This is a genomic window from Aeromonas sp. 604282 (assembly GCF_049170575.1).
GTDB lineage: Bacteria > Pseudomonadota > Gammaproteobacteria > Enterobacterales > Aeromonadaceae > Aeromonas > Aeromonas veronii_A.
Map to the genome: position 1 here is coordinate 122,512 of NZ_JAAKMV010000006.1, position 21,960 is coordinate 144,471.

Consider the following 21,960-nt stretch of genomic DNA (forward strand, 5'->3'; position numbering starts at 1 on the left):
TTTCACGAGACACAGATGGGTCACGCCATCATAGTGCATTAGCACAATCAATTTGAGTCCGATATGTCACACTTATTGATTGATTTTTTAACTAATTGGTTTTAATCGATTTTTTAATTTCTTTTTAAAAGAGGCAATCGTTGACCTGTCATAAATGACAATTGCCCAACTTATCCGAACTGCTTTAGAGTACCCCTGCGGTTTGACTCACCGTGTGTTCAATACTCCTGTATCTGTTTTTTGTCAGTAGCACAGAGTGTTAGTTTTGATATGAGTGTTCCTTTTGGTCCCTTTTGAGGGACCATTTTTCTGTCTGCTATCTTCCCCTGCTCCACCTGTGTACCTTCCTTGGTATTCCCTCTCTGCTTTGGGTATGCTGCCTCGCTTAAATTACAGAAGCGGGATCCCCGTCCATAGTGATGGCTACAGTGCCACTGCTACCATGAACTCCAATGGATGATGCCGGGCATACGGAAAGGCACATGAAACTTACAACACATCTTGTCTCGTTTATTACCTTGTGCGTGATCGCTGCCATGGCGACCGTGCTGATTGGCGGGGTGTTCAGCTTTCGTGAGCTGGGCATGGAGTTGCAGCAAAAGAAGGTTGATGCGCTGGTCGAAGTGATCGACAAGCAGCTCGATGTTGCTCACGGCATGGAGGATATGAGCCGCTGGCTGCCCACCTTGCTGCGGGCGGCTCATGTGGTGGAGCTGGAGGTGCGCCAGAACGACCAGCGGGTCTACTGGTTCCGTGATGTACAACGTCCGGTTAATGAACCGCTGCTGGTGCCATACAGCCATCTACTGCCCCATCAGGCGGGCATGCAGGCCAACTTCAAGCTGGAGCGTCCTTTCAAGGAGGCAGAGTACTCCATCAAGGCGATGTCGGGCATCTCGTTCGGTATCTTTATCGTGGTGTTCGGTCTCTGGTACTCCATCCGCTGGTTGCGCCAGCAGTTGCGCGGGGCCGAGCTGCTGGGCATACGCGCCCAGCTGATCCTCGATGACAAACTGGTCAAACTGAGCCATGACCCCGCCGAAGAGTGGCCGGTTGCCGCCAGCCAGGCACTTGACCATCTGCTGGCTGAGCTGGCGGATGCTCGCAAGGAGCGCAGCCGCTTCGATAACTTCATTCGCAGCAACGCCTTCGTCGACAAGATGACTGGTATTGGCAATCGCCTCTTCTTCGATAACCGGCTCGAGAGCGCCATCATGGAGGCGAGCGTCATGAGTGGCGGTGTCTTGCTGATTGAACTCGCCTGCCTGGAAGAGCTGGAAGCTGACCAGTTCGAGCTGCAGGGACACGATCTGCTGCTGGAGGCGAGTGCCGTGATCAGTGCTTTTGTGCGCAAGCATAATGGCGCCTTGCAGGCTCGTTATGCTGGGCATGTCTTTGCGGTGTTGTTGCCCAATATGTCGGAGAGCGAGATGGTGGACAGTGCCAGCCAGTTGCTCAAGAGCCTGCAACGGCTGCACTGGCCGCAGCAGGTCAATCCGGAGACGGCCATCTACATCGGTGCTGTTTGCTACCAGGCGCAAGACACCCTGCTCAAGGTGCAGGAGGAGGCAGAGCTGGCCCTCAAGAGTGCCCGTCTACAGGGGCACAATGGCTGGTTTCTCTATGAGAAGCAGCTGGACGAGGAGCAGAGCAGCAAGGGGACGGTGCGCTGGCGTACCCTCATCAGTCGCCGTCTTGAAGAACAGGGCATCGATTTTTATACCCAACCGGTCCAGCAGGATCGGGATCAGGTGGTGCTGCAACAGGATCTGCTTACCTATATCCACGATGAGCAGGGGCGGGAACTGCAAGCTGGGATCTTCATGCCAATGGCGGAGAAGGTGGGGCTATTGCTGCAACTGGATCGGCTGGTGGCGGAGCAAACGTTGGTGTTGCTGCGCCAGCGTTCCGAGCAGAGCTGTCCCATCAGTCTGACCCTGAGCGCCCAGAGCCTGCTCAACCGCGAGTTCCAGCGCTGGCTCTTCTTCGCCTTGTTCCAGTTGCCGCGCAGCACCAACGAGCGGTTGATCCTGCAACTCTCCGAATCCCAGGTGACCCGCCACTTCGAAGCACTCAAGCGGCCGCTGCGCTCCCTGCGCATGCTGGGCTGCCAGCTGGCCATCGATCATGCTGGCCAGGATGTGGTGAGCACCCAGTACATCAAGGAGTTCGAGATCAACTTCCTCAAGTTGCACCCCAGCCTGGTGCGGGAGATACACGCCCGACAGGTCAACCAGATGGCGGTCCGCAGTCTGGTAGGAGGCTGCGCCAATACCCGTACCCGGGTGCTGGCGGTGGGGGTAGAGAGTGGCGATGAGTGGAAGATGCTGCGCCACCTCGGGGTGCATGCCGGGCAGGGGCCCTGGTTTGCCGAGCCACGCCGGTTGGTGCTGGAGCCGGCTGGTGATTGAGATAAATGAGAGAGGGTCGTCGTGGGGCGACCCTCTCTCGTTTGCGGTTGCCGTCAGGCGGGGCTCACAGTCGCCCTTGTTCCCGCAGTCCGGCCAATCCCTGCATGCCGCCGGTATGGATAAAGACGATTTTGCTGCCAGGAGCGATGCGGCCCGCAGCAAGCTCGCGAAACAGTCCCCACATCGCCTTGCCGCTGTATATCGGCTCCAGAGGCAGACCTGTTTCGGCGCTGAAATCTTGAACCCACTGCCAGAGGGCCGGGCTGAATTTGGCGTAGCCACCATCGTGGTGATCGAGCGCGATCCGCCAACCGGGAATGCTGGCTGCCGCAGGATGGAGGCGACACACCTCGTCAGCGATAAAGCCGCCCCCCTTCAGTACCGCAATGGCGAGGATCTGCTCCCGATCCCGTTTGCCGGCGATCAGGCCCGCCAGAGTGCCGCCGCTGGCGCAGGGCAGTACCCAGAGATCCGGCGAGAAGGGCACTTCGCCGACCAGTTCCGCCACCCCGGGGATGGCCAGCGGGCTGCTACCCCCTTCCGGCACGATCAGGGTATCGGGTGCATCGAATTGGGCCAGCCAGTCGGGATCCTGCCGTCGCCGGTAACTCTGGCGGTCGACAAAAACGAGATCCATGCCCCAGCGCCGGGCATCCCTCAGGGTAGAGTTACTGACGGCGTCATATTCGCCCCGTATGATACCGGTAGTACGAAGACCAGATTGGCACCCCGCTGCCGCCAGCGCGTGGATATGGTTGGAGTAGGCGCCGCCAAACGAGAGCAGATGCTGTTTGCCGTGCTCTTTGGCATGCAGCAGGTGGTACTTGAGCTTGCGCCACTTGTTGCCGGAGATGGCCGGATGGATCAGATCATCCCGCTTGCACCACAGCTCCACACCATAGCGGGTCAGCAACGGATGGTGGAGGCGTTGCAGGGGGGAAGGGAGGATGGCTTGACCCTCTGACTCGGCGGAAAGGCTGGCTTGCAATGGTGAGTCCGTCTTTTAATATGGAGGCTAATCTGCTGTTTATGTTAATATTTCATACATTTAATCACTATTGATGGGCGGGCTTACATGAAACAACTGTTCAGACGGTCGACGCCAAGCCGCCAGGTCGGGCTCTTGCTGGCCAATGACAGGATCATGCTGGCTGCGGTGGGCAATCCCCCCATCTTCGCGACGCGCACCATCAACGGCCCACAGGAGTGGGCAGTGGCCATGAACGAGCTGTTCAGCCGTCATGGACTGGCCAAGTCTAAAGTGCGGGTGGCCCTCGCCGCCAGCCTTTATCAACAGATCCAGATCGACAAGCCTGCCGTGCCTGACGCCGAGATGGCGGGGGCGCTCCCTTGGGCCATCAAGGATTATGTCAGCGAACCCGTGCTGCAACTGGCGATGGATTATGTGGACTTGCCCACCCCGCCGGCCGGTCGTCCTCGCATCAATGTGATTTGCCTGCCCAAGAGCCGGGTGCAACAGCTGGCCGATGCCATCAACGGCATCGCCACCCTGCAATCCATCATCAGCGACGAATTGGCGCTCACCTCTCTCTATGACGCTGACGAGACGGTGCGCATGCTGCTGTGGCAGCCCAAGGGGCAGGATCTGCAACTGCTGGTCTTCCATCAGGGCGGGCTCTGCTTCTCCCGCCAGCTGCGCGGTTTCATCAGCCTGACTGGCGAACATGAGCCGGACAGCATGCTGCTCGATTCACTGGCGCTGGAGATCCAGCGCTCCCTCGACTATCTGGCGGGCCAGCTGAAATTGCCCGAGCTGGGGCAGATGCAGTTTGCCGTCGCCTCGCCCTTTATCGGTACCCTGGTGCGTCACATGGAGCAGACCTTCGGCTTTGCCGTCTCCGCCATGGCCAACAAGGCGGTGCTGGCTGGCGTCGAATACCTTTCTGCCTATGCCGCCGCCATCGGGGAGGATGCGTGATGAAACGTCAGATAAACCTCTATGGCGCCGAGTTTCGCCCCAAGCGGCAGTGGGCCAGCCTCAATCAGATGGCGCTGGTATGGGGCTTTGCACTGCTGCTGATCCTGTTGACGGGGGGGGGTTACAGCTGGCAGCAGCAGCAGGTCAGCCGGGCGCTGGCGCAGCGCTCTGCCGAGCTGGAACTCAAGCGCAGCGAGGCGCAGCGGCTCGATGCCGAGCTGGCGCGCCATCAGGCAGATCCCCGGCTGCAACAGCAACTGGTCAACAAGCAGGATGAGCTGACGGCCAAGCAGGGGCTGATGCGCCAGCTGGGCAGCCTGACCCTGCAAAAATCCCAGGGCTATGCCAGCGTGATGGCGGATCTCTCCCGCATTCGCAACAGCAACCTCTCGTTGCAGCGCATCGAGATCAACGAAGGGCGGATCAACCTCTCCGGCTTTGCCGGACGCAGTCAGGATGTACCGGCCTGGGTCAACCGCTTCAAGCAGACCCCGAGTCTGGTGGGCAAGGAGTTTGGTGAACTGACCCTCAGCCGTGACAAGGAAGGTCGTTTGACCTTCCAGTTGAGCGGCATCGCGCGGGAGAAACCCTGATGAACCTGAAAGCACAATGGCAGGCATGGGGCCAGCGTATCGCCGTGTTGAGCCAGCGGGAGCGGGTGTTGATCCTGCTGACTGGTCTGGTGCTGCTGGGCGCGGCCGGACTCTACGGCTGGCTCGATGGCGCCGATACCCGCCTGCAGCAGGATCGCATGGCCCTGAGCGCCGCCGAGGGCGACCTCGAGATCATGGAGCTGGAAAACCTCGGCAAACAGGCCCGGCTCAAGCGGGATCCCAATCAGGGCGTTCGCGACCAGCTGGCGCAGGTCGAAACGGATCTGGCCCGTATCGACGATGAGCTGAAGGCACAGACCGTCGATCTGATCCCGGCGCACGAGATGCCGCTGGTGCTGGAGGCGCTGCTCTCCCGCTCCGCCAACCTTCACATGCTGGCGCTCAGTTCGCTGGAGCCGACCCCGCTGATGGCGGGAGAGCAGAAGGTCAATCTCTACAAGCATGGTATCCGGCTTCAGCTTGAAGGCGGCTATTTCGATGTGTATCAATATCTTAAAGCGCTGGAAGCCTTGCCGCGCCACTTCTACTGGAAGCAGTTCGACTATCAGGTCAAAGCCTATCCCGGCGCGGTGGTGGAGATGGAGATCTACACCCTGAGTACCAGCAAGGAGTTTATCCGTGGCTAGAGTGTTTGCGTTGTGCTGTTGCCTGTTCAGCTTGCTGGTTCAGGCGGGGCAGGTCGAGGTATTGCAGGATCCCACTGCGCCGCTGGCGGATGTGGCGGTTGGCGCCCGTGCGACCGGCGAGAGCAGCGCCGGTTTGCCGAAGCTGCAGAGTGTGGTGCTGGGCAATGGCCCTGCACTGGCGGTACTCAATGGCAAGAGTTATCGGGTCGGACAACAGGTGGACGGCTATACGCTGGTGGCCATCAATGCCGATGCCGTGGTGCTGGAAAAGGCGGGAAAACGCCATGCGGTAACACTGTTCGCCAGCAAGATCCGGGTTTGAGTCGTGCTTGCCTCTCGAGAGGTTAATCGGCTTTATCGAGTTTAATTGCAAGTCAGGGTGCCCTAATTACATGAAAAAACACCGTCTCTGTCTGATCACCGTGGCCATGATGGCTGCAGGCTGTACCACGTATCAGCACCCCGAGCCGACCCAGGCGAAGGATGCCCTCAAGCAGGCCATGAACGAACAGCAGAAGCAGGCTGCCCCGCTGACCACCTTGCCCAAGTCGGTGCAGAGTGAATTGCTGCAGCTGAACCGGCCGCAGATGCCGGTCGGCATGCCGGAGAAACGGCTGCGTATCGCGGCTCACGACGTGGAGGCGGTGGAGTTTTTCGGTTCCCTGTTCAAGGGCTCCCGTTACAGCGTGGCGGTGCACCCCGGGGTGGCTGGCCAGATCTCGGTCGAGCTCAAGGATGTGACCCTGCCGGAAGTGCTGGCGGTGGTGGGCGACATGTACGGTTTTGACGTACAGCGCAAGGGCAACGTCTTCCATATCTATCCGGCGGGTTTGCGCACCGAAACCATCCCGGTCAACTATCTGATGATGTCCCGTCGTGGCCTCTCCCGCACCTCGGTCAGCACCGGCGGGGTGACAGCCAATGACAGCAATAACGGCAACAGCGACAGTAGTTTTGACAGTGCGTCGAACAACAACAGCAGCACCAACAACTCCTCCGGCAACAACTCGAGCGGCGACAGCAGCAATGGCACCCGTATCGAGACTGACACCAACAGCGACTACTGGACCGATCTGCGTGACTCCCTGCAGACCCTGATTGGCACGGGTGACGGTCGCGCAGTGATCACCAGCCCGCAGGCGGGTCTGGTCACCATCCGCGCCTATCCGAAAGAGCTCAAGGCGGTGCGTGAATTCCTCAATCAGTCCGAGAGTCACCTCAAGCGTCAGGTGGTGCTGGAGGCGCGGATTATCGAAGTCGCCCTCAACGAAGGGTACGAGCAGGGGGTGGACTGGAGCGGTCTCTCCGCCAGTTGGGATGGCGGCAAGGGGATCACAGGCGGTGGTTCGGCGGCTAATTCCCAGTTGCCCACCACCCCTAACCAGATATTTACGGCGCTGGGAGGTGGGGCTGGCTTTACCATTTCCGACGGTAACTTCAACGTGGCGGTCAACTTGCTCAAGACCCAGGGCGATGTGAATACCCTCTCCAGCCCCCGCGTCACCGCGACCAACAACCAGAAGGCGGTGATCAAGGTGGGGACGGACGAATATTTTGTCACCAATGCATCGACGACAACCGTGAGCACGACGAGTGGTGACCGAACCACTCCCAATGTAGAGCTGACCCCTTTCTTCTCGGGTATCTCTCTGGATGTGACACCACAGATAGATGAAGAGGGTAAGGTGTTGCTGCATATCCACCCCTCCGTTATCGATACTGAAGAGCAAACCAAGACCATCAAGGTTACAAACAGCGATACGCTGGTGCTGCCGTTGGCGAAAAGCTCCATTCGAGAGTCAGATACCGTGGTGCAGGCCAATAACGGCGACATCATCGTTATCGGGGGTCTGATGAAGACCGATAAACAGGAGATCGTCAGCAAGGTACCATTGCTGGGCGATATTCCCTGGGTGGGTGAAGCCTTTACCAACCGCCGCGAGAGCACCAAGAAGGTGGAGCTGGTGATCATGCTCAAACCGACCGTGGTAGAGAAAGACACCTGGCAAAACGAGCTGCAACGCTCCTCCGAGCTGCTCGACAAGTGGTATCCGGCCAAGGGCTGAACCATGACACCAGAGACGGTCACTCTTATCCCAAACGGCCTGTGCTGCTTTGCCAGCACAGGCTGCTTGTTGGCCTTGGCAGGTGATGTCACATGTACCTGAGCCACTTCGGTCTGCAGGAGGCGCCGTTCGGCCTTACCCCCAATACCGGCTTCTACTACGGCCTTCCCCCTCACGAGGAGGCGCTACAGGTGCTCAATTGGGCGCTGGCGCAAGGGGAGGGATTTATCAAGGTGACCGGCGAGGTAGGTACCGGCAAGACCCTGCTCTGCCGCAAACTGCTGAGCGCGCTGGGCTCGGAAGAGTGCCCGGTGCGGCTCGCCTGGTTGCCCAATCCCCACCTCAGCCCGGCCGAGCTGCGCACAGCGCTGGCGCTGGAGCTGGGGCTGTCGGTGCGGGAGCAGAGTGAGCTGGATCTCACCGATCGCATCCATCGTCACCTGATCAGCCTGCACCAGCAGGGCAGTCGGGTGGTGGTGCTGATCGACGAGGCGCAAGCGCTGCCGGACGAGACCCTGGAGGCGATCCGCCTGTTCGGCAATCTCGAGACCGAATCGAGCAAGCTGCTGCAGATCGTGCTGTTCGGCCAGCCGGAGCTGGATACCAGACTGGGCAAGCCGCATCTGCGCCAACTGCGCCAGCGGATTGGCTTCTCCTACTGCCTGCGGCCGCTGCGTTTTGACGAGACCCGTGCCTATCTGGAGCACAGATTGCAGGTCTCCGGTTACCGCGGGGCACCGTTGTTTGCAGGTCGAGCCATGCGCCTGTTGTGGCGCGCATCACGAGGGATCCCGAGACTTATCAATATCCTGGCGCAGAAGTGCCTTATGCTGGCCTATGGTCAGGGTGTGCGTCAGATCGACAGTCGTCTGGTCCGGCTTGCCATTCGCGATACCGACGATGCGAGCCGCTTTGCGCTACGGCGCTGGTGGCCCCTGTTACTGTTGCTGGGGTGCGCCCTGGCTTATGGAGTCTGGCCATGAGCGTTATCAACCAGATGCTGAAAGATCTGGACCGGCGCCAGCAAGGATCCGAAGGCGCTGCCGTCTATATTGCCCCTGCGCGCCAGCAGGGATGGTGGATGTTGCTGCTGACCCTGATCTGTGGTCTGGCACTGGGGATCCTTGGTTGGCGAACCTGGATCTACTGGCAGCAGACCCATATCGTCTCGGCGGCCAGCGAAGTGCTAGCTCCCGATGCGGTGACTCCCGATGTGGTGGCAAGGGCCGCCTCGCCAGTCAGCCAGCCCGAGCCGGTCGAGGTGGCGGCCGCGCTGCCGCTGCCAAGTCAGGACGAGGTGAATGATGAGGTTGGGGAATATGACTCTGGCGACACGACCGACGGTGCGCCCTTTGATGCCTCCAGCGATGTTGACGAGACGGAGCCGACCGATGAAGAGCTGCAGCCCGAGCTTTACGCCGAACTGGCGGCAGAGCAACAGGCCGTCGCCAGCGCACCGCGCAAACCGAGTGTATTAAAGATCGAGACGGTCGAGCTGTCGGCCAAGGAGCTGGCGGCGCTGGCGGAGCGCAAGGCGACCACCGCCATGGCCAAGGGAAGCCTGCGGGATGCGCAGGACAACTACTATCAGGTGCTGGCCCACGATCCCTACAATCAGGGGGCGCGCGAGCAGCTGGCGGGGCTGCTCTACGGCGAGGGCCGCCTGACCGAGGCGCGTCAGCTGCTGGAGGAGGGGATCCGGCTCGATCCCCAACAGGCCGATTTTCGTCTGCTGCTGGCCCGCCTTGCCATCAGCGAGGGGCAACAGCAGCAGGCGCTTGGCTGGTTGTCCGGTTATCAGCCGGATCTCGCCAGCAACATGGACTATTACGCGACCTGGGCCGGGTTGACTCAGGAGCTGGGCCAGAATGCCGATGCGGCGGCGCTCTATGTGAAGCTGCTGCGTCAGCAGCCGGATCAGGGCCGCTGGTGGCTTGGCCTCGGCGTGGCCGAGGATGGTCAGGGTCACAGCCAGCGGGCGCTCGATGCCTATCGCAACGCCCTGTTGCACGGCAACCTCGGCGAGGCATCGACCAACTGGCTGGAACAACGAATTGGCCAACTAACCCCTTGATAAACAGCAGGTTCGATTAGCTAAGCCTAATCGGATGCGGCAACGGGTGTGAAGTAACAGAGATCGGAGCAAACATGGCACAACCCAGACTGAAAATGCGCCTCGGCGACCTGCTGGTACAAGAGCAGATCATCTCTGATGATCAGCTGCAGCTTGCCCTGCAGCAGCAGCGTCAGACCGGCCGCAAGCTGGGCACCACCCTCATCGACCTCGGCTTTATCAGCGAGGTGCAGCTGTTGCAGTTTCTCGCCCGCCAGCTGGATGTGCCCTTCTTCGATCTCAACAACCTGACCATCGACGCCGCTGCGGTGCCACTGCTGCCCGAAGTGCAGGCGCGCCGTTATCGGGCACTGGCGGTCAACCTTACCGACGACAAGGTGACGGTGGCCATGTCGGATCCGGCGGATCTGAGCGCACTGGATGCCGTCGCCGCCCTGCTCAGCCCGCGCATCATGGTGCTGGCGGTGGCGCGGGAAGGGCAGCTGCTGGAGTATTTCGACCGCCTCTATCGCCGGACCCGCGAGATCGAGAGTTTCGCCGAACAGTTGCAGGAGGAGTATCAGGACTCCGGCTTTGAGCTGGGCTCCAGTAACCTAGGGGCCAACGACGAGGGGGAGGCGACGGTGGCCAAGCTGCTGCGCTCCCTGTTCGAGGATGCGGTTCAGGTGGGGGCGTCGGATATCCACATCGAGCCGGACGAGAAGGTGCTGCGCATTCGCCAGCGGATCGACGGTATCCTCCACGAGAACATCCTCAACGAGGTGCGCATCGCCCAGGCGCTGGTGCTGCGCCTCAAGCTGGTGGCCGGGCTCGATATCTCCGAGAAGCGGCTGCCGCAGGATGGCCGTTTCAACATGAAGGTGCGCGGCCGCGATGTCGATGTGCGGATGTCCACCATGCCGGTGCAGTATGGCGAGTCGGTGGTGATGCGTCTGCTGGATCAATCCTCCGGCATTCTGTCACTGACCGAGACCGGCATGCCGCCGGAGATCCTGACCCGTTTCCGCCGTCAGCTCAAACGCCCGCACGGCATGATCCTGGTGACCGGCCCGACCGGGAGCGGCAAGACTACCACCCTCTATGGCGCCCTCTCCGAGCTCAATCAGTCCAGCAACAAGATCATCACGGTCGAAGATCCGGTGGAGTATCGTCTGCCCCGTATCAGCCAGGTGCAGGTCAATCCCAAGATCGGTCTCACCTTTTCCCATGTGCTGCGTTCCACCCTGCGTCAGGATCCGGACATCCTGCTGGTGGGTGAGATGCGGGACGACGAGACGGTGGAGATCGGCTTGCGTGGCGCCATCACCGGTCACCTGGTGCTGACCACCTTGCACACCAACGATGCGGTGACCAGTGCCTTGCGCCTCATCGACATGGGGGCGCCCGGCTATCTGGTGGCGAGCGCCCTGCGGGCAGTGGTCGCCCAGCGGCTGGTGCGGCGGGTATGTGAGCACTGCGTTGAGGAGAAGGCGCCCGACGAAGGGCAGGCCACCTGGCTCACCGTACTCTCCGGCGAGGCGCCCGGCCAACACACCTATCACAAGGGCCGGGGTTGCCAGAGCTGCAACTTTACCGGTTATTCTGGCCGGATCGGGGTCTACGAGCTGCTGGAGCTGGATCAGCCGATGATGGATGCCCTGCGCCGCAACGATGCGGAAGGGTTCGCCAAGGCGGCCCGTCAACATGAACACTATCGGCCGCTGGCCCTCACCGCCCTCGATTATGCCCGTCAGGGGATCACCTCGGTGGACGAGGTGCTGCGACTGGCCGAGGATTTGGGGTAAGCGATGGCTAACTTTGCTTACAAGGGGCGTGACAGCCAGGGCAACGCCACCAGTGGCGTGGTCGAAGCGGCCAACGAGATGGCGGCCGCCGAGCAGCTGATGCGCCGCGGGGTGATGCCCACCGAACTGAAACCGGGCAAGGCCAAATCCGCTGCCATCGACTGGTCACTGTTGCTGGAAGGGGGCGTCAAGCTGGATGAGCTGGTGATCTTCAGCCGCCAGATGTATGCCCTGACCCGGGCCGGGATCCCGATCCTGCGCGCCATCGCCGGGCTGGAGGAGAGCACTCACAGCAAGCCGCTCAAGCGGGCGCTTCATTCGCTGGGGGAAGATCTCGGCAATGGTCGGCCGCTGTCGAGCTCGATGCAGGCGCACCCCAAGGTATTCAGCAGCCTGTTTGTCGCCATTATCCACGTGGGTGAGAACACCGGTCAGCTGGAAGAGGCCTTTTTGCAGCTTGCTAACTATTTCGAGCTGGAGCTGGAGACCCGCAAGCGGATCAAGACCGCCATGCGCTACCCCAGCTTCGTGATGATCGCCATCGGTATCGCCATGGTTATCCTCAATATCATGGTGATCCCGGTGTTTGCCGGCATGTTCGCCAAATTCGGGGTGGAGTTGCCGCTGGCGACCCGCATTCTGCTCGCGACTTCCCACTTTTTCGTCCACTACTGGTGGCTGCTGCTCGCCATTCTGGCGGGGATGGTGTTTGGTTGGCGCCGCTGGGTTGCTACCACCAAGGGCAAGCTGACCTGGCACCGCTGGCAGCTCAAATTGCCGATCGTCGGCACCATCATAGAACGCTCCCTGCTGGCTCGTTTTGCCCGCAGTTTTTCCATGATGCTCAAGGCAGGGGTGCCGCTGAACACTGCGCTGACCCTGGTGGCCGATGCGGTGGATAACGCCTGGATGGCGGGGCGGGTACGAGATATGCGCGCCGGTATCGAGCGGGGCGAGAGCCTGCTGCGCACAGCCAGCAGTAGCGGCCTGTTTACCCCGCTGGTGATGCAGATGATTGCCGTGGGGGAGGAGACCGGTCAGGTCGATGACCTGCTCCATGAAGCGGCCGAGTATTACGAGCGGGAGGTGGATTATGACCTCAAGAGTCTCACTGCACGGATCGAGCCGATCCTGATCGGGATCGTGGCGGTGATGGTGCTGATCCTGGCGCTCGGGATCTTTACACCGATGTGGGACATGATGCGCGCTGTTCGGGGTAAGTAACCATGCATCTTTAACTCTGATTGGCGGGACATGATGAGCGTCGTAAGAGGCAATAGGGCGAGGGAGTCGAGGAGTGGATGAGCAGACAGACACAACAGGATGATCGCTGGCTGGCCGGATATCGGCGGATCGCCGTGATAGTCCTGCTGATGGTGATCGTCACGACCCTGGTGCGCAGCTATCAGATCAACCGGGAGGAGGCGCAACAGCTTTCGCTAACCCTGCTGGGGGAGCAATTTGCTGAGCGGGCACAGCGTTTGCACGGGATCTGGCTGAATGAGCGGCGCCCCGGCACCCTGCATAGCGCCGGTCATGGTTGGCAATTTGATGAGCGTGGCTGGCCACTCGGACTATTGCCCCCGCAATCCCCATCAGAGAATTGTCGTCAGTTGTGGCTTGCGCTGGTGGGCGAGACGGAGGGGAGCATGCCACCCTTACAGTTTCTGGCTCGCCCCGATGGCAGTGGCTGCGAGATAGGATGGGATGGTTATTGGCTGGTTTATCTGTTTTCCGACGGGCGAGTGATGAAAAAGCCTTGAATGAGGCTAATCATATGACCCAACTACATGATTTTTTTAGGTCTGCATGAAATAATATCGGCCATTACCAAGGGAGCATGAAAATGAAACCAATGGCACCATCAATGCCAAATAACGGGGTGACAAGACAGGCTGCTGGCTTCTCCCTCATTGAGCTGGTGATCGTTATCGTGATCCTGGGGATCCTGGCGGTAACGGCGCTGCCCCGTTTTCTGGATGTGACCGACGAGGCGAAGAAGGCCAGCGTCGAGGGTGTATCTGGTGGCTTTGCTACCGGTGTATCTCTGGTTCGGGCCCAGTGGGAAGCGGAAGGGAGAGCCAAACAGGATAGCCTCAATACCGTGCTCTATGATGGCAGTCGCTTTTATCTGACCACACCGACGGATGCCCAGATCAGCAATGGTGAGTTGTCCCCTGGCTACCCCATGGATACTGCGGCCAGCGGTAATCCGGATGTGGACCCAGCCAATTTGACAGCCGAGCGTTGTCTCAATATTTGGGAGGGACTACTGCAAAACCCGCCCAAGGCTACGGCCAGCTTCAATGAAGTGCGCGGTAGCGGCAATGACCTGAAATACTATGCCACTGTGAGCAGTAATGGACTGGATTCGGTCTGCCGTTACTATCTGGTCAATAGTTTGAGTAAGGGCAGTGATGGCAAGTATCAGGATCCGCAAGGCAAGACTGATGCATTTATGAGTTTCAGTTACCGCCCGGCATCCGGTCAGGTGACCACAAATATTAATTAACAGAGGAAAGTGAAATGAAAAAACAGGCGGGTTTTACCCTGATCGAACTGGTTATCGTGATCATCATTCTGGGTATTCTGGCGGTCACTGCTGCACCCAAGTTCCTGAATCTGCAGGATGATGCACGCCAAGCTGCTGCTGATGGGGTTAAGGCATCCTTGCAAAGTGCGGCCAACCTGGTTTACAGCAAAGCTGCAATTCAGGGGATCGAAAAGTCTTCTGCTGCTGTATCTGTTGCGGGAACTACTGTTAAGGCTAAGTTTGGCTATCCGACAGCAGATACCATCGCAAGCGCGGTTACCTTAGATGGATGGGATGAAGTATCTGCATCCAAAGGGACCTTCAAGCCTGTTGCTGCCGGCAATAACTCTAATTGCCAAGTCAAATATAATGAGGCATCAGAAAATGATCCCTTTAGTGTTGATGTCAGTGGTTGTGGTAACTGATTGTTCGACCAAGCGAGGCTTCGGCCTCGCTTTCTTCTTTCCCCAATGAGAAAAACCATGCCTGCAACCAAGGGCTTTACCCTGATTGAACTGGTACTGGTGATCCTGTTACTCGGGATTCTTGCCGCCTTTGCTGTGCCCAAATGGCTGGGCAAAGGCGGCGTTGAAACTCAAACCGTGCGTGACGAGCTGCTGACCCGGCTGCGATTGGTGCAGACCGTCAATATGCATGAGCCTGCCAACCGCTGTACCCAGCTGGTGGTCGCCTCTCCCCGTTTTGCCCACCGAACTTATACTGCGTGTCCTGCCAGCGATGATCTGGGCAGTGGCTGGACCGACAATTTGCGCACCCGTGGTCGGCTGGTAACCGTCTCTGAAGGCATCACTCTTTCCCTGAACAGCAACAACAGCTTCGTGCTGCGCTTCGATCAGATGGGGAGGCCGCTAGGCAGTTGCGCCGCCGGTTGTACCTTGCAGGTGAGTGATGGTCGCGAAACCAGCCGCATCCAGATTGAGTCTGAGGGGTTTATCCATGAGATCCCTTAAGCGTGGTTTTACCCTGATTGAGCTGATCGTCGGCATCGTGCTGCTGGCCGTGGCCTTGACCGGTATGTTGGGGTTACTTATCAATCAAGCACCTCAGGCAGTGGATCCGGTGCAGCAGGTGCGCGCCGCCCAGCTTGCCCAGCGCCTCTCCGGCGAGATCCTGCAAAAGTCGTTTGATGAACATTCGGATCATAACGGTGGTCGTTATCGTTGTGGCGAGACCTTTAATGGCCAATTTTATGGGGATTGCAGTTGCCCTGTTGGCGTGGCATGTACCCAGCAACCTCCTGCTCCGACGATTGCTGGTTGGCAGCCTAGTCAATATGGTCCTGATGGTGAGCCCGCATCCTATGCCTATAACGATGTGGATGATTTCGATACCGCAGGTAATTGGGTGGATGCCAACACCCTGACTCAGACTGCAGCGGGAGTCGGCAGTGAGGAGTATCGCAACTATCAGGTGAAAATTGTGGTGAGCGGAGCCGATTTCAGCGACGGCACCTTCAAGAGTTGTGCCGCACCCTGCTCTGTGGGTAAGCGTATTGATCTGCAGATCAAGCTACCGGATCAGAGCGTGCTCGACTTCTCCTTCTACCGGGGGAACTACTGATGGATCGCTCTGCTGTCGGGGGTTGCCTCTCTACCAGAATATCAGCGCCCCTAGCCAACTCCGGCGCCAGATTACGCCTGGTGGCCAATCGAACCTACCACAAACCTCGGGGTAACCGTGGCTTTACCCTGGTTGAGCTGGTGATGGTCATCCTGCTGCTCGGGATAATGGCGACCTTTACCAGCCAGTTTATCGGTATCGGTACCCAGATTTATGGCGATGCCAGCAGCCGTGAGCAGCTGATGAGCGATGCCCGCTTCGCCATGGAGCGGCTTAACCGCGAACTGCGCGATGCGGTGCCGGGATCGGAGCGGATCGAGACGACTGGCGGGGCATGGGTCGACTCCGGTGCCTGTCTGCGGTTTTGGCCCATCAGCACCTCCAGCCGCTATCTGGCGCTTAACCGTGCTATGTCGGGGAGCACGGCCACCCTTGAGCTGGTGATGGCGACCCCGGCTTCTGCTGCCAACCCACTGGATGTGGATGCCACCGTCGTCAAAAAAAATGATCAGCTGATCGTCTTCCCTGTGCCGGACAAAAATGCCGGTTCGCTCACGGCTGGCTGCGATTATGGCCGCTGCGTGGCCAAGGTCACGGATGTGCTGACGCCCGTATCCGGAGCGCAAACCATCCGCTATACCAGTGCCGAGAGCCTGGCTGGTCTCTCTCCGGGCAGCCGGGTCTACTTTGCCAACCAGCAGGTACGTTACTGTGTGGAAGGAAACACGCTGATCCGTGCCACTGCCCCCATTGGAGCATCCTTACCTGCACAAGGCGTATTGATGGCCGATTCCCTTCGTATTGGAACCTTCTATCGGGAAACCTCGGCGTTTAACGCCGAAGGGGAGTTTGGCATGCGCTTTGTGTTCGAACGCAAGGGGGAGTCGGTCACCTTCAACCACAAGATAGAGGTGTTCAATGTGCCCTGATCCACAGGCTTTCGGACGGATGCGAGGCAGTGCCTTGATGATCGCCCTGTTTGTGATTGTGGTGATGGCACTGCTGGCGGCTGCCATGGGCCGTTTTCTGGTCGATAGCGGCGAGAAAAATACCGTGGAGGTGCGCAGCGTGCGGGCCCTGCTGGCCGCCCAGAGCGGGCTGGAAGTGGCGCTCTATCGGTTGTTCCCCAAGCGCACGCTTGCCCAACCGACCCCCCCAGCGGTCTGCCTGGCAAGCAGCCCACTGAGCTTTGCCAGCAATCCAGGGCTGACCAACTGTCAGGCTGTGGTTCGTTGCGCCACGGTGCCGGTGAACTACAACGGATCTGTGACCAATGGCTATCGTCTCGAGAGTGTCGGAACCTGTGGCAGCTCGGACCTTAACAGTGCCAACCCTGATTTTGCCGTGAGCCGAACCCTGATGGTCGAAGCTTATGATGGAGGAACACCCTGATGCGCAATTTATGGATCGTCGCAGCCGTGTGGCTATTTAGTGGCGCAGCAGGGGCCTTTCAAACTATCAATAATGGGACAACGTTTCCTGCTGTTGTACAAGGCCATGGTGGCACGAGTAATGGCTGGTGTGGGTGGTGGGGAAATAACTACTCCACTCTCACCATGAATGGCAGCGCCAAGATAACCGGCACAGAGGGGCGAACCCTAAATTTCTGTTATTCCAACCAAAATGCGGGAATGCCTGTTGATAGCTGTGATAACAGCAATGGCAGTAGAAGACTATGTACGATTACACCCGATACGATTCAGGGTCTATCCACCAGTGGGGGTAACGCATTTTTAGCTGGGAATGGTAGTAGTGGCGGAGTCCCTTTCTGTAGTGCAGGGCAGGCTATCAGTTTAGGCAGTGCAAGTCAGTATCAGTTCTCCAGCCTCTCCCTGTATAGCAGTTGCACCGTGACCTTCTCTTCAGCGCGCACCGAGTATCGGATCCAGAAGATAGAGGCTGGCAGTGGTGCCAAGCTTATTTTGCCTAGCGGAGACTACTGGATCGAGCAGTTGACTCTAAACCAGGGGGCCGAGATTGAAGTACAGGGAGATGTGCGGATCTTTGTCAATCAGGCAGTCCAGCTCAACGGTGCTGTATTGAATCGTGCCAGTACGGGTTCTCTGCTGCTATTTGGGTATCAGGATATCACCCTGAATAACGATACCTTGCTGAATGGGTATGTTTATTCCGATCAGACACTGGTGTTGAACAATACCTCCGTCATCAATGGCCGTACGACCAGCCGTTCCCTGACGATGGCAAGTAGCAGCGCCATCAATAACCAGGCATTTACTCCGCCATTGACCTGTTTTAACGATAACTTCTCGTCCGGCTCTCTGAGCAGTGACTGGGTGGTGAAGACCAGTAGTGGTTCTTTCACCCCTTCAATTGTCAACGGCCGCTTGCGCTTGACCCAAGCGGTGGGTAATCAGGCCACCTCAACTACCTATCAGCGGTTATTTCCGGCAGCGAACAATCTGGTGACCATCTCCTTTAACCATTATGCCTACGGTGGCAACGGGGCTGATGGTATGGCGGTAGTGCTATCCGATGCGACAGTGACACCACAGCCCGGAGCATTTGGTGGTCCGCTTGGCTATGGTTTCAAGCCGGGTATCCCCGGTTTTGCAGGAGGTTGGCTGGGGATTGGCTTCGACGAGTTCGGTAACTACTCGGGCGAGGGGGGGACGGCCAACGTGGGGCAGCGTCGGCAGGCGGTGGTTATCCGTGGTTCCGGTTCAGGAACAAGTGGTTACAACTATCTGCGGGGTACCTGTAACAACGGCACGACCAACACGAGCACAAATTGCCTGAGCCCGGCAGTTGATGGCAATGGCAATGCTAACCACAAGTATCAACTTACCATTGACTCACGTGTTGCCGGCCAGTCGATGGTGAAAATAGAGCGAGATACCGGTAATGGCTACATTACGCTGATCGACTCGTTCAATGCTCAGAGTCAGAGCGGCCAGACTCAGGTGCCGAGTGATTTTTTGCTCTCTCTTACCGGTTCGACCGGGGGCTCCACCAACGTCCATGAACTCGACAATGTGCAGATCTGTGCTCTGCGATCCAACCCGGTTGGTGTTCAGATTGACCACTTCCAGCTTGACCACTCCGGTCAGGCGCTGACGTGCAATCCCGAGACGGTGACTGTCAAGGCATGCGCCAATGCCGCTTGTACCACACTAATCACAGACCCGGTGACCGCGACCCTGAGTTTAACCCCAATTTCTGCCAGCAATGGTTGGATTGGTGGCAATACAGTGACCTTCAGCGGCGGTTCGACCACTGTGCAGCTGCGCAACAATACGCCGACCGCAGTAACCATCGGCGTTTCCGGTTCGACTCCGACGACCAAGCCATTCAGTACCACCTTGTGCAAGGCTGGGGCTGGTACGCCCAGTGCTGCCGCCTGTACCCTGAACTTTGCCGATAGCGGCTTCTTCTTTGATGTGCCTGATACCTATTCCAATCAGCCGCAGACGGTGACTATCAAGGCAGTCAAAAAGAGCGATGTGACCAAGCAGTGTGTGCCGGGGTTTGCCAGTCAGACCAAGAGCGTCAAGTTCTGGAGCAGTTATATCTCTCCGGCCAGCAACCCTTACAACAGCAAGATGAGCATTAACAATAGTGTGCTCAGTACCAGTCAGGGAGCTGCGACGCAGCTTTCCCTCGCATTTGATGCTCAGGGGCAGTCGACCATCACGGTTAATTATCCGGATGCGGGCAAGGTGCAACTGGATGCCCGTTATGATGGTACTGGCAGTGAAGCCGGTTTGGTGATGCTCGGAGCGGATCAGTTTGTGGCGCGTCCGGTGGGCTTGTGCATTACCCCTCCGCAAGGGGTATGCGCGGCAGGTGATAGCAGCTGTCCAGTCTTCAAGAAAGCGGGGGATACGTTCCAGGTAGATATCAAGGCGATGGCCTGGGAGTCAGCCAATGATGGGGATATCTGCGCCGGGAATCTGACTACGCCCAACTTTTCCCTGCCCAATATTGCTCTGGGCAGTACGCTGGTGGCACCCAATCCGGGCACCAATGCAACGCTGGGGACTACCACCTATAGCCATGTGGCTGCACCCAACAGTGTTAATAGCGTTAGTCAGACAGTGAGTGAGGTGGGAGTGTTCAGGATGACAGCGAACCCACCTGCTGGTAGTTACTTCACCTACACAATACCAGCTGTAACCAGCGCCCCCATCGGTCGTTTTGTGCCTTGGGATTACAGTTTGAGCGGCGGTTTTATCACTCCAGCCTGCAATGCCTTTACATACATGAGTCAGCCCTTTGCCAGCGGTTTTGTCCTCACTGCACGCAATCTGCAGAAAGGGACGACACAGAACTATAAGGGGGCGTTCGCTAAAGGGGTTGCTGAGATGGTGGCGGCTAATGCTTTGGATGGCATTGCGCGTGACCAGCGTATTACGTTGTCGCCATCGCTCAGTTGGGCAAATGGTGTCGCCAGTATCAATCAGCAGTCGCCTTTGGGGCTGAATACCCGTTTTGATCGCGCCGCGAGTCCAGAAGCACCTTTTGCCACGTTGAGCTTTGGTATCAAAGTCGATGATAAGGATGGCGGTAATACACTGTTGGCTAATCCAAATATGAATACTGCTGTGGCTGGGGCATGTTCCGGTGTTGGGTGTAATGCGGTGTTACTCGGTACGCAAAAGTTGTTGTACGGTCGCCTGCAAGCTGGTACGGCTGCGGGGCTGACTGCGGCGCCGCTGGCCATTCCGCAGCAAATGCAATATTACGACGCTGGCAACTGGCTGCTGAACAAGGAAGATCAGTGTACCCAGCTCTCTTTGGCCAATCAGGGGTTCACTTTCCTCAATTCGAGTCACACCTTTGATGCTGCGACCCGCGAGTTGAATCTGGGGGCGGGTCGCAAAATCAAGCTGGGGTTGGGCGGCTCGGCGCCCGGTGGGGACGCTGCACTGGCGAAAGACGGGGAGATCCTGTTCCACTTTGCCAAGCCGGATATCTCGGTGCGCATTCCCTACAAGGTCGATTTGGCAAAACAGCCGTCGCAGCCGATCTGGTTGTCTGACCCGGCCAGCCTGCAGGGGGAGGCCATTTTCGGCTCCAGCCGTGGTAATGACAGAATTATTTATCGGCGCGAAGTATTGCATTGAATAATGTGAAAGGGGGGATGGCTCAGCAGCATCCCCCTAAATCCTTGTTTATTAGTGTTTGCAAGCGTGTGCGAGTGAGTGATGACTCGCATTTTTGTCGCGCCTGATTGATTGGCGACAGTTTGAGCGCTTGCCGATTGGGGTGGGCATTGGTAAAGTTAGCCGGTTTTCTGCACCTCCAAATTCTTAGGATTTCCCGTAGCCATGTTCAAAAAGCTCAGAGGCGTCTTTTCCAACGATCTGTCGATCGATTTGGGAACTGCCAACACCCTGATCTATGTAAAAGATCAAGGGATCGTCCTTAACGAACCCTCAGTTGTCGCCATTCGCCAAGAGCGCGGGAACGCCAAATCGGTCGCTGCTGTCGGTCATGCCGCCAAGCAGATGCTGGGCCGTACCCCGGGCAACATCTCCGCAATCCGCCCGATGAAAGACGGCGTGATTGCCGATTTTTACGTGACCGAGAAGATGCTGCAGCACTTCATCAAGCAGGTTCACGACAACAACTATTTCCGCCCCAGCCCGCGTGTGCTGGTGTGTGTACCGTGTGGTTCCACTCAGGTTGAGCGTCGCGCCATCAAGGAGTCCGCTCTGGGTGCAGGTGCCCGCGAGGTTTACCTGATCGATGAGCCTATGGCTGCTGCCATCGGTGCCGGCCTGCCGGTGTCCGAAGCAACCGGTTCCATGGTGGTTGATATCGGTGGTGGTACTACCGAAGTGGCCATCATCTCCCTGAACGGTGTGGTCTACTCCCAGTCCGTCCGTATCGGTGGCGACAAGTTTGACGAAGCCATCATCAGCTACGTCCGTCGCAACTACGGCAGCCTGATCGGTGAAGCCACTGCCGAGCGCATCAAGCACGAGATCGGCTCCGCCTATCCGGGCGAAGAGGTGCGCGAGATTGAAGTCCGTGGTCGCAACCTGGCTGAAGGTGTACCGCGCAGCTTCACCCTCAACTCCAACGAAATCCTGGAAGCGCTGCAAGAGCCGCTGTCCGGTATCGTGGCCGCCGTTATGGTGGCTCTGGAGCAGTCCCCGCCGGAACTGGCTTCCGACATCTCCGAGCGCGGCATGGTGCTGACCGGTGGTGGCGCTCTGCTGAAAGATATCGACCGTCTGCTGATGGAAGAGACTGGCATTCCTGTCGTCGTGGCCGAAGATCCCCTCACCTGTGTGGCCCGTGGCGGCGGCAAGGCGCTGGAGCTGATCGATATGCACGGTGGCGATCTGTTCCACTACGAATAAGAC

Annotated in this window: 20 protein-coding genes; 19 read left to right on the plus strand and 1 reads right to left on the minus strand. The window is 58.4% G+C overall.

Annotation, left to right across the window (positions count from 1 at the left end; genetic code table 11):
- Positions 1 to 482: 482 nt before the first annotated feature.
- On the plus strand, positions 483 to 2,411 hold the full coding sequence (locus G5367_RS09510; protein WP_005342880.1) for an EAL domain-containing protein: 1,929 nt from the start codon (positions 483 to 485) through the stop codon (positions 2,409 to 2,411).
- 64 nt (positions 2,412 to 2,475) lie between these two features.
- On the opposite strand, the gene G5367_RS09515 is transcribed toward G5367_RS09510, so the two are convergent.
- Positions 2,476 to 3,399: a 1-aminocyclopropane-1-carboxylate deaminase/D-cysteine desulfhydrase gene (locus G5367_RS09515; protein WP_201947771.1), complete on the minus strand. Its 924-nt coding sequence runs from the start codon at positions 3,397 to 3,399 to the stop codon at positions 2,476 to 2,478.
- Positions 3,400 to 3,486: 87 nt separating this feature from the next.
- Here G5367_RS09515 and G5367_RS09520 point away from each other — a divergent pair, with 87 nt between their 5' ends.
- From G5367_RS09520 to G5367_RS09605, 18 genes are all read left to right on the plus strand, one after another.
- Complete coding sequence (locus tag G5367_RS09520) at positions 3,487 to 4,350, plus strand: MSHA biogenesis protein MshI (RefSeq protein ID WP_139740303.1); 864 nt, start codon at positions 3,487 to 3,489, stop codon at positions 4,348 to 4,350.
- Entirely contained in the window at positions 4,350 to 4,943 is a 594-nt protein-coding gene (locus G5367_RS09525) for a PilN domain-containing protein (protein WP_201947769.1), read from the plus strand. Before G5367_RS09520 ends, G5367_RS09525 begins: the two co-directional genes overlap by 1 nt.
- Positions 4,943 to 5,590, plus strand: coding sequence for an MSHA biogenesis protein MshJ (locus tag G5367_RS09530; protein WP_421244854.1), 648 nt, complete (start codon positions 4,943 to 4,945; stop codon positions 5,588 to 5,590). The genes G5367_RS09525 and G5367_RS09530 overlap by 1 nt, the downstream gene beginning before the upstream one ends.
- Positions 5,583 to 5,912: a SctD/MshK family protein gene (locus G5367_RS09535; RefSeq protein ID WP_265061714.1), complete on the plus strand. Its 330-nt coding sequence runs from the start codon at positions 5,583 to 5,585 to the stop codon at positions 5,910 to 5,912. The genes G5367_RS09530 and G5367_RS09535 overlap by 8 nt, the downstream gene beginning before the upstream one ends.
- A gap of 70 nt (positions 5,913 to 5,982) precedes the next feature.
- A complete protein-coding gene (gene mshL / locus G5367_RS09540) occupies positions 5,983 to 7,656 on the plus strand; it encodes a pilus (MSHA type) biogenesis protein MshL (protein ID WP_337073115.1) in 1,674 nt (557 codons plus the stop codon).
- Positions 7,657 to 7,748: 92 nt separating this feature from the next.
- On the plus strand, positions 7,749 to 8,639 hold the full coding sequence (locus G5367_RS09545; protein ID WP_421244853.1) for an ExeA family protein: 891 nt from the start codon (positions 7,749 to 7,751) through the stop codon (positions 8,637 to 8,639).
- On the plus strand, positions 8,636 to 9,730 hold the full coding sequence (locus G5367_RS09550; RefSeq protein WP_421244852.1) for a tetratricopeptide repeat protein: 1,095 nt from the start codon (positions 8,636 to 8,638) through the stop codon (positions 9,728 to 9,730). Before G5367_RS09545 ends, G5367_RS09550 begins: the two co-directional genes overlap by 4 nt.
- Before the next feature lie 74 nt (positions 9,731 to 9,804).
- Positions 9,805 to 11,514 carry an MSHA fimbrial ATPase MshE gene (gene mshE, locus G5367_RS09555; RefSeq protein WP_421244851.1) on the plus strand — a complete coding sequence of 570 codons (1,710 nt, stop codon included), beginning with the start codon at positions 9,805 to 9,807 and terminating at the stop codon, positions 11,512 to 11,514.
- Positions 11,515 to 11,517: 3 nt separating this feature from the next.
- Entirely contained in the window at positions 11,518 to 12,738 is a 1,221-nt protein-coding gene (mshG, locus tag G5367_RS09560; protein WP_278169751.1) for an MSHA fimbrial biogenesis protein MshG, read from the plus strand.
- Between the two features lie 77 nt (positions 12,739 to 12,815).
- Entirely contained in the window at positions 12,816 to 13,277 is a 462-nt protein-coding gene (locus G5367_RS09565; RefSeq protein WP_005342899.1) for a hypothetical protein, read from the plus strand.
- 77 nt (positions 13,278 to 13,354) lie between these two features.
- Entirely contained in the window at positions 13,355 to 14,026 is a 672-nt protein-coding gene (locus G5367_RS09570; RefSeq protein WP_421244849.1) for a type II secretion system protein, read from the plus strand.
- A gap of 14 nt (positions 14,027 to 14,040) precedes the next feature.
- Positions 14,041 to 14,472, plus strand: coding sequence for a prepilin-type N-terminal cleavage/methylation domain-containing protein (locus tag G5367_RS09575; protein WP_005342901.1), 432 nt, complete (start codon positions 14,041 to 14,043; stop codon positions 14,470 to 14,472).
- 57 nt (positions 14,473 to 14,529) lie between these two features.
- Entirely contained in the window at positions 14,530 to 15,018 is a 489-nt protein-coding gene (locus G5367_RS09580) for a prepilin-type N-terminal cleavage/methylation domain-containing protein (RefSeq protein ID WP_005342902.1), read from the plus strand.
- Positions 15,005 to 15,628 (plus strand): type IV pilus modification PilV family protein, encoded by a 624-nt coding sequence (locus tag G5367_RS09585; protein ID WP_421244848.1) that lies wholly within the window; start codon positions 15,005 to 15,007, stop codon positions 15,626 to 15,628. Before G5367_RS09580 ends, G5367_RS09585 begins: the two co-directional genes overlap by 14 nt.
- A complete protein-coding gene (locus tag G5367_RS09590; protein WP_421244847.1) occupies positions 15,628 to 16,557 on the plus strand; it encodes a PilW family protein in 930 nt (309 codons plus the stop codon). The genes G5367_RS09585 and G5367_RS09590 overlap by 1 nt, the downstream gene beginning before the upstream one ends.
- 37 nt (positions 16,558 to 16,594) lie before the next feature.
- Positions 16,595 to 17,020 (plus strand): MSHA biogenesis protein MshP, encoded by a 426-nt coding sequence (locus tag G5367_RS09595; RefSeq protein ID WP_421244846.1) that lies wholly within the window; start codon positions 16,595 to 16,597, stop codon positions 17,018 to 17,020.
- Positions 17,020 to 20,712, plus strand: a complete 3,693-nt coding sequence (locus tag G5367_RS09600; protein WP_421244845.1) for a DUF6701 domain-containing protein — start codon at positions 17,020 to 17,022, stop codon at positions 20,710 to 20,712. The genes G5367_RS09595 and G5367_RS09600 overlap by 1 nt, the downstream gene beginning before the upstream one ends.
- Positions 20,713 to 20,916: 204 nt before the next feature.
- Positions 20,917 to 21,957 (plus strand): rod shape-determining protein, encoded by a 1,041-nt coding sequence (locus tag G5367_RS09605; protein WP_005340051.1) that lies wholly within the window; start codon positions 20,917 to 20,919, stop codon positions 21,955 to 21,957.
- Positions 21,958 to 21,960 lie beyond the last annotated feature (3 nt).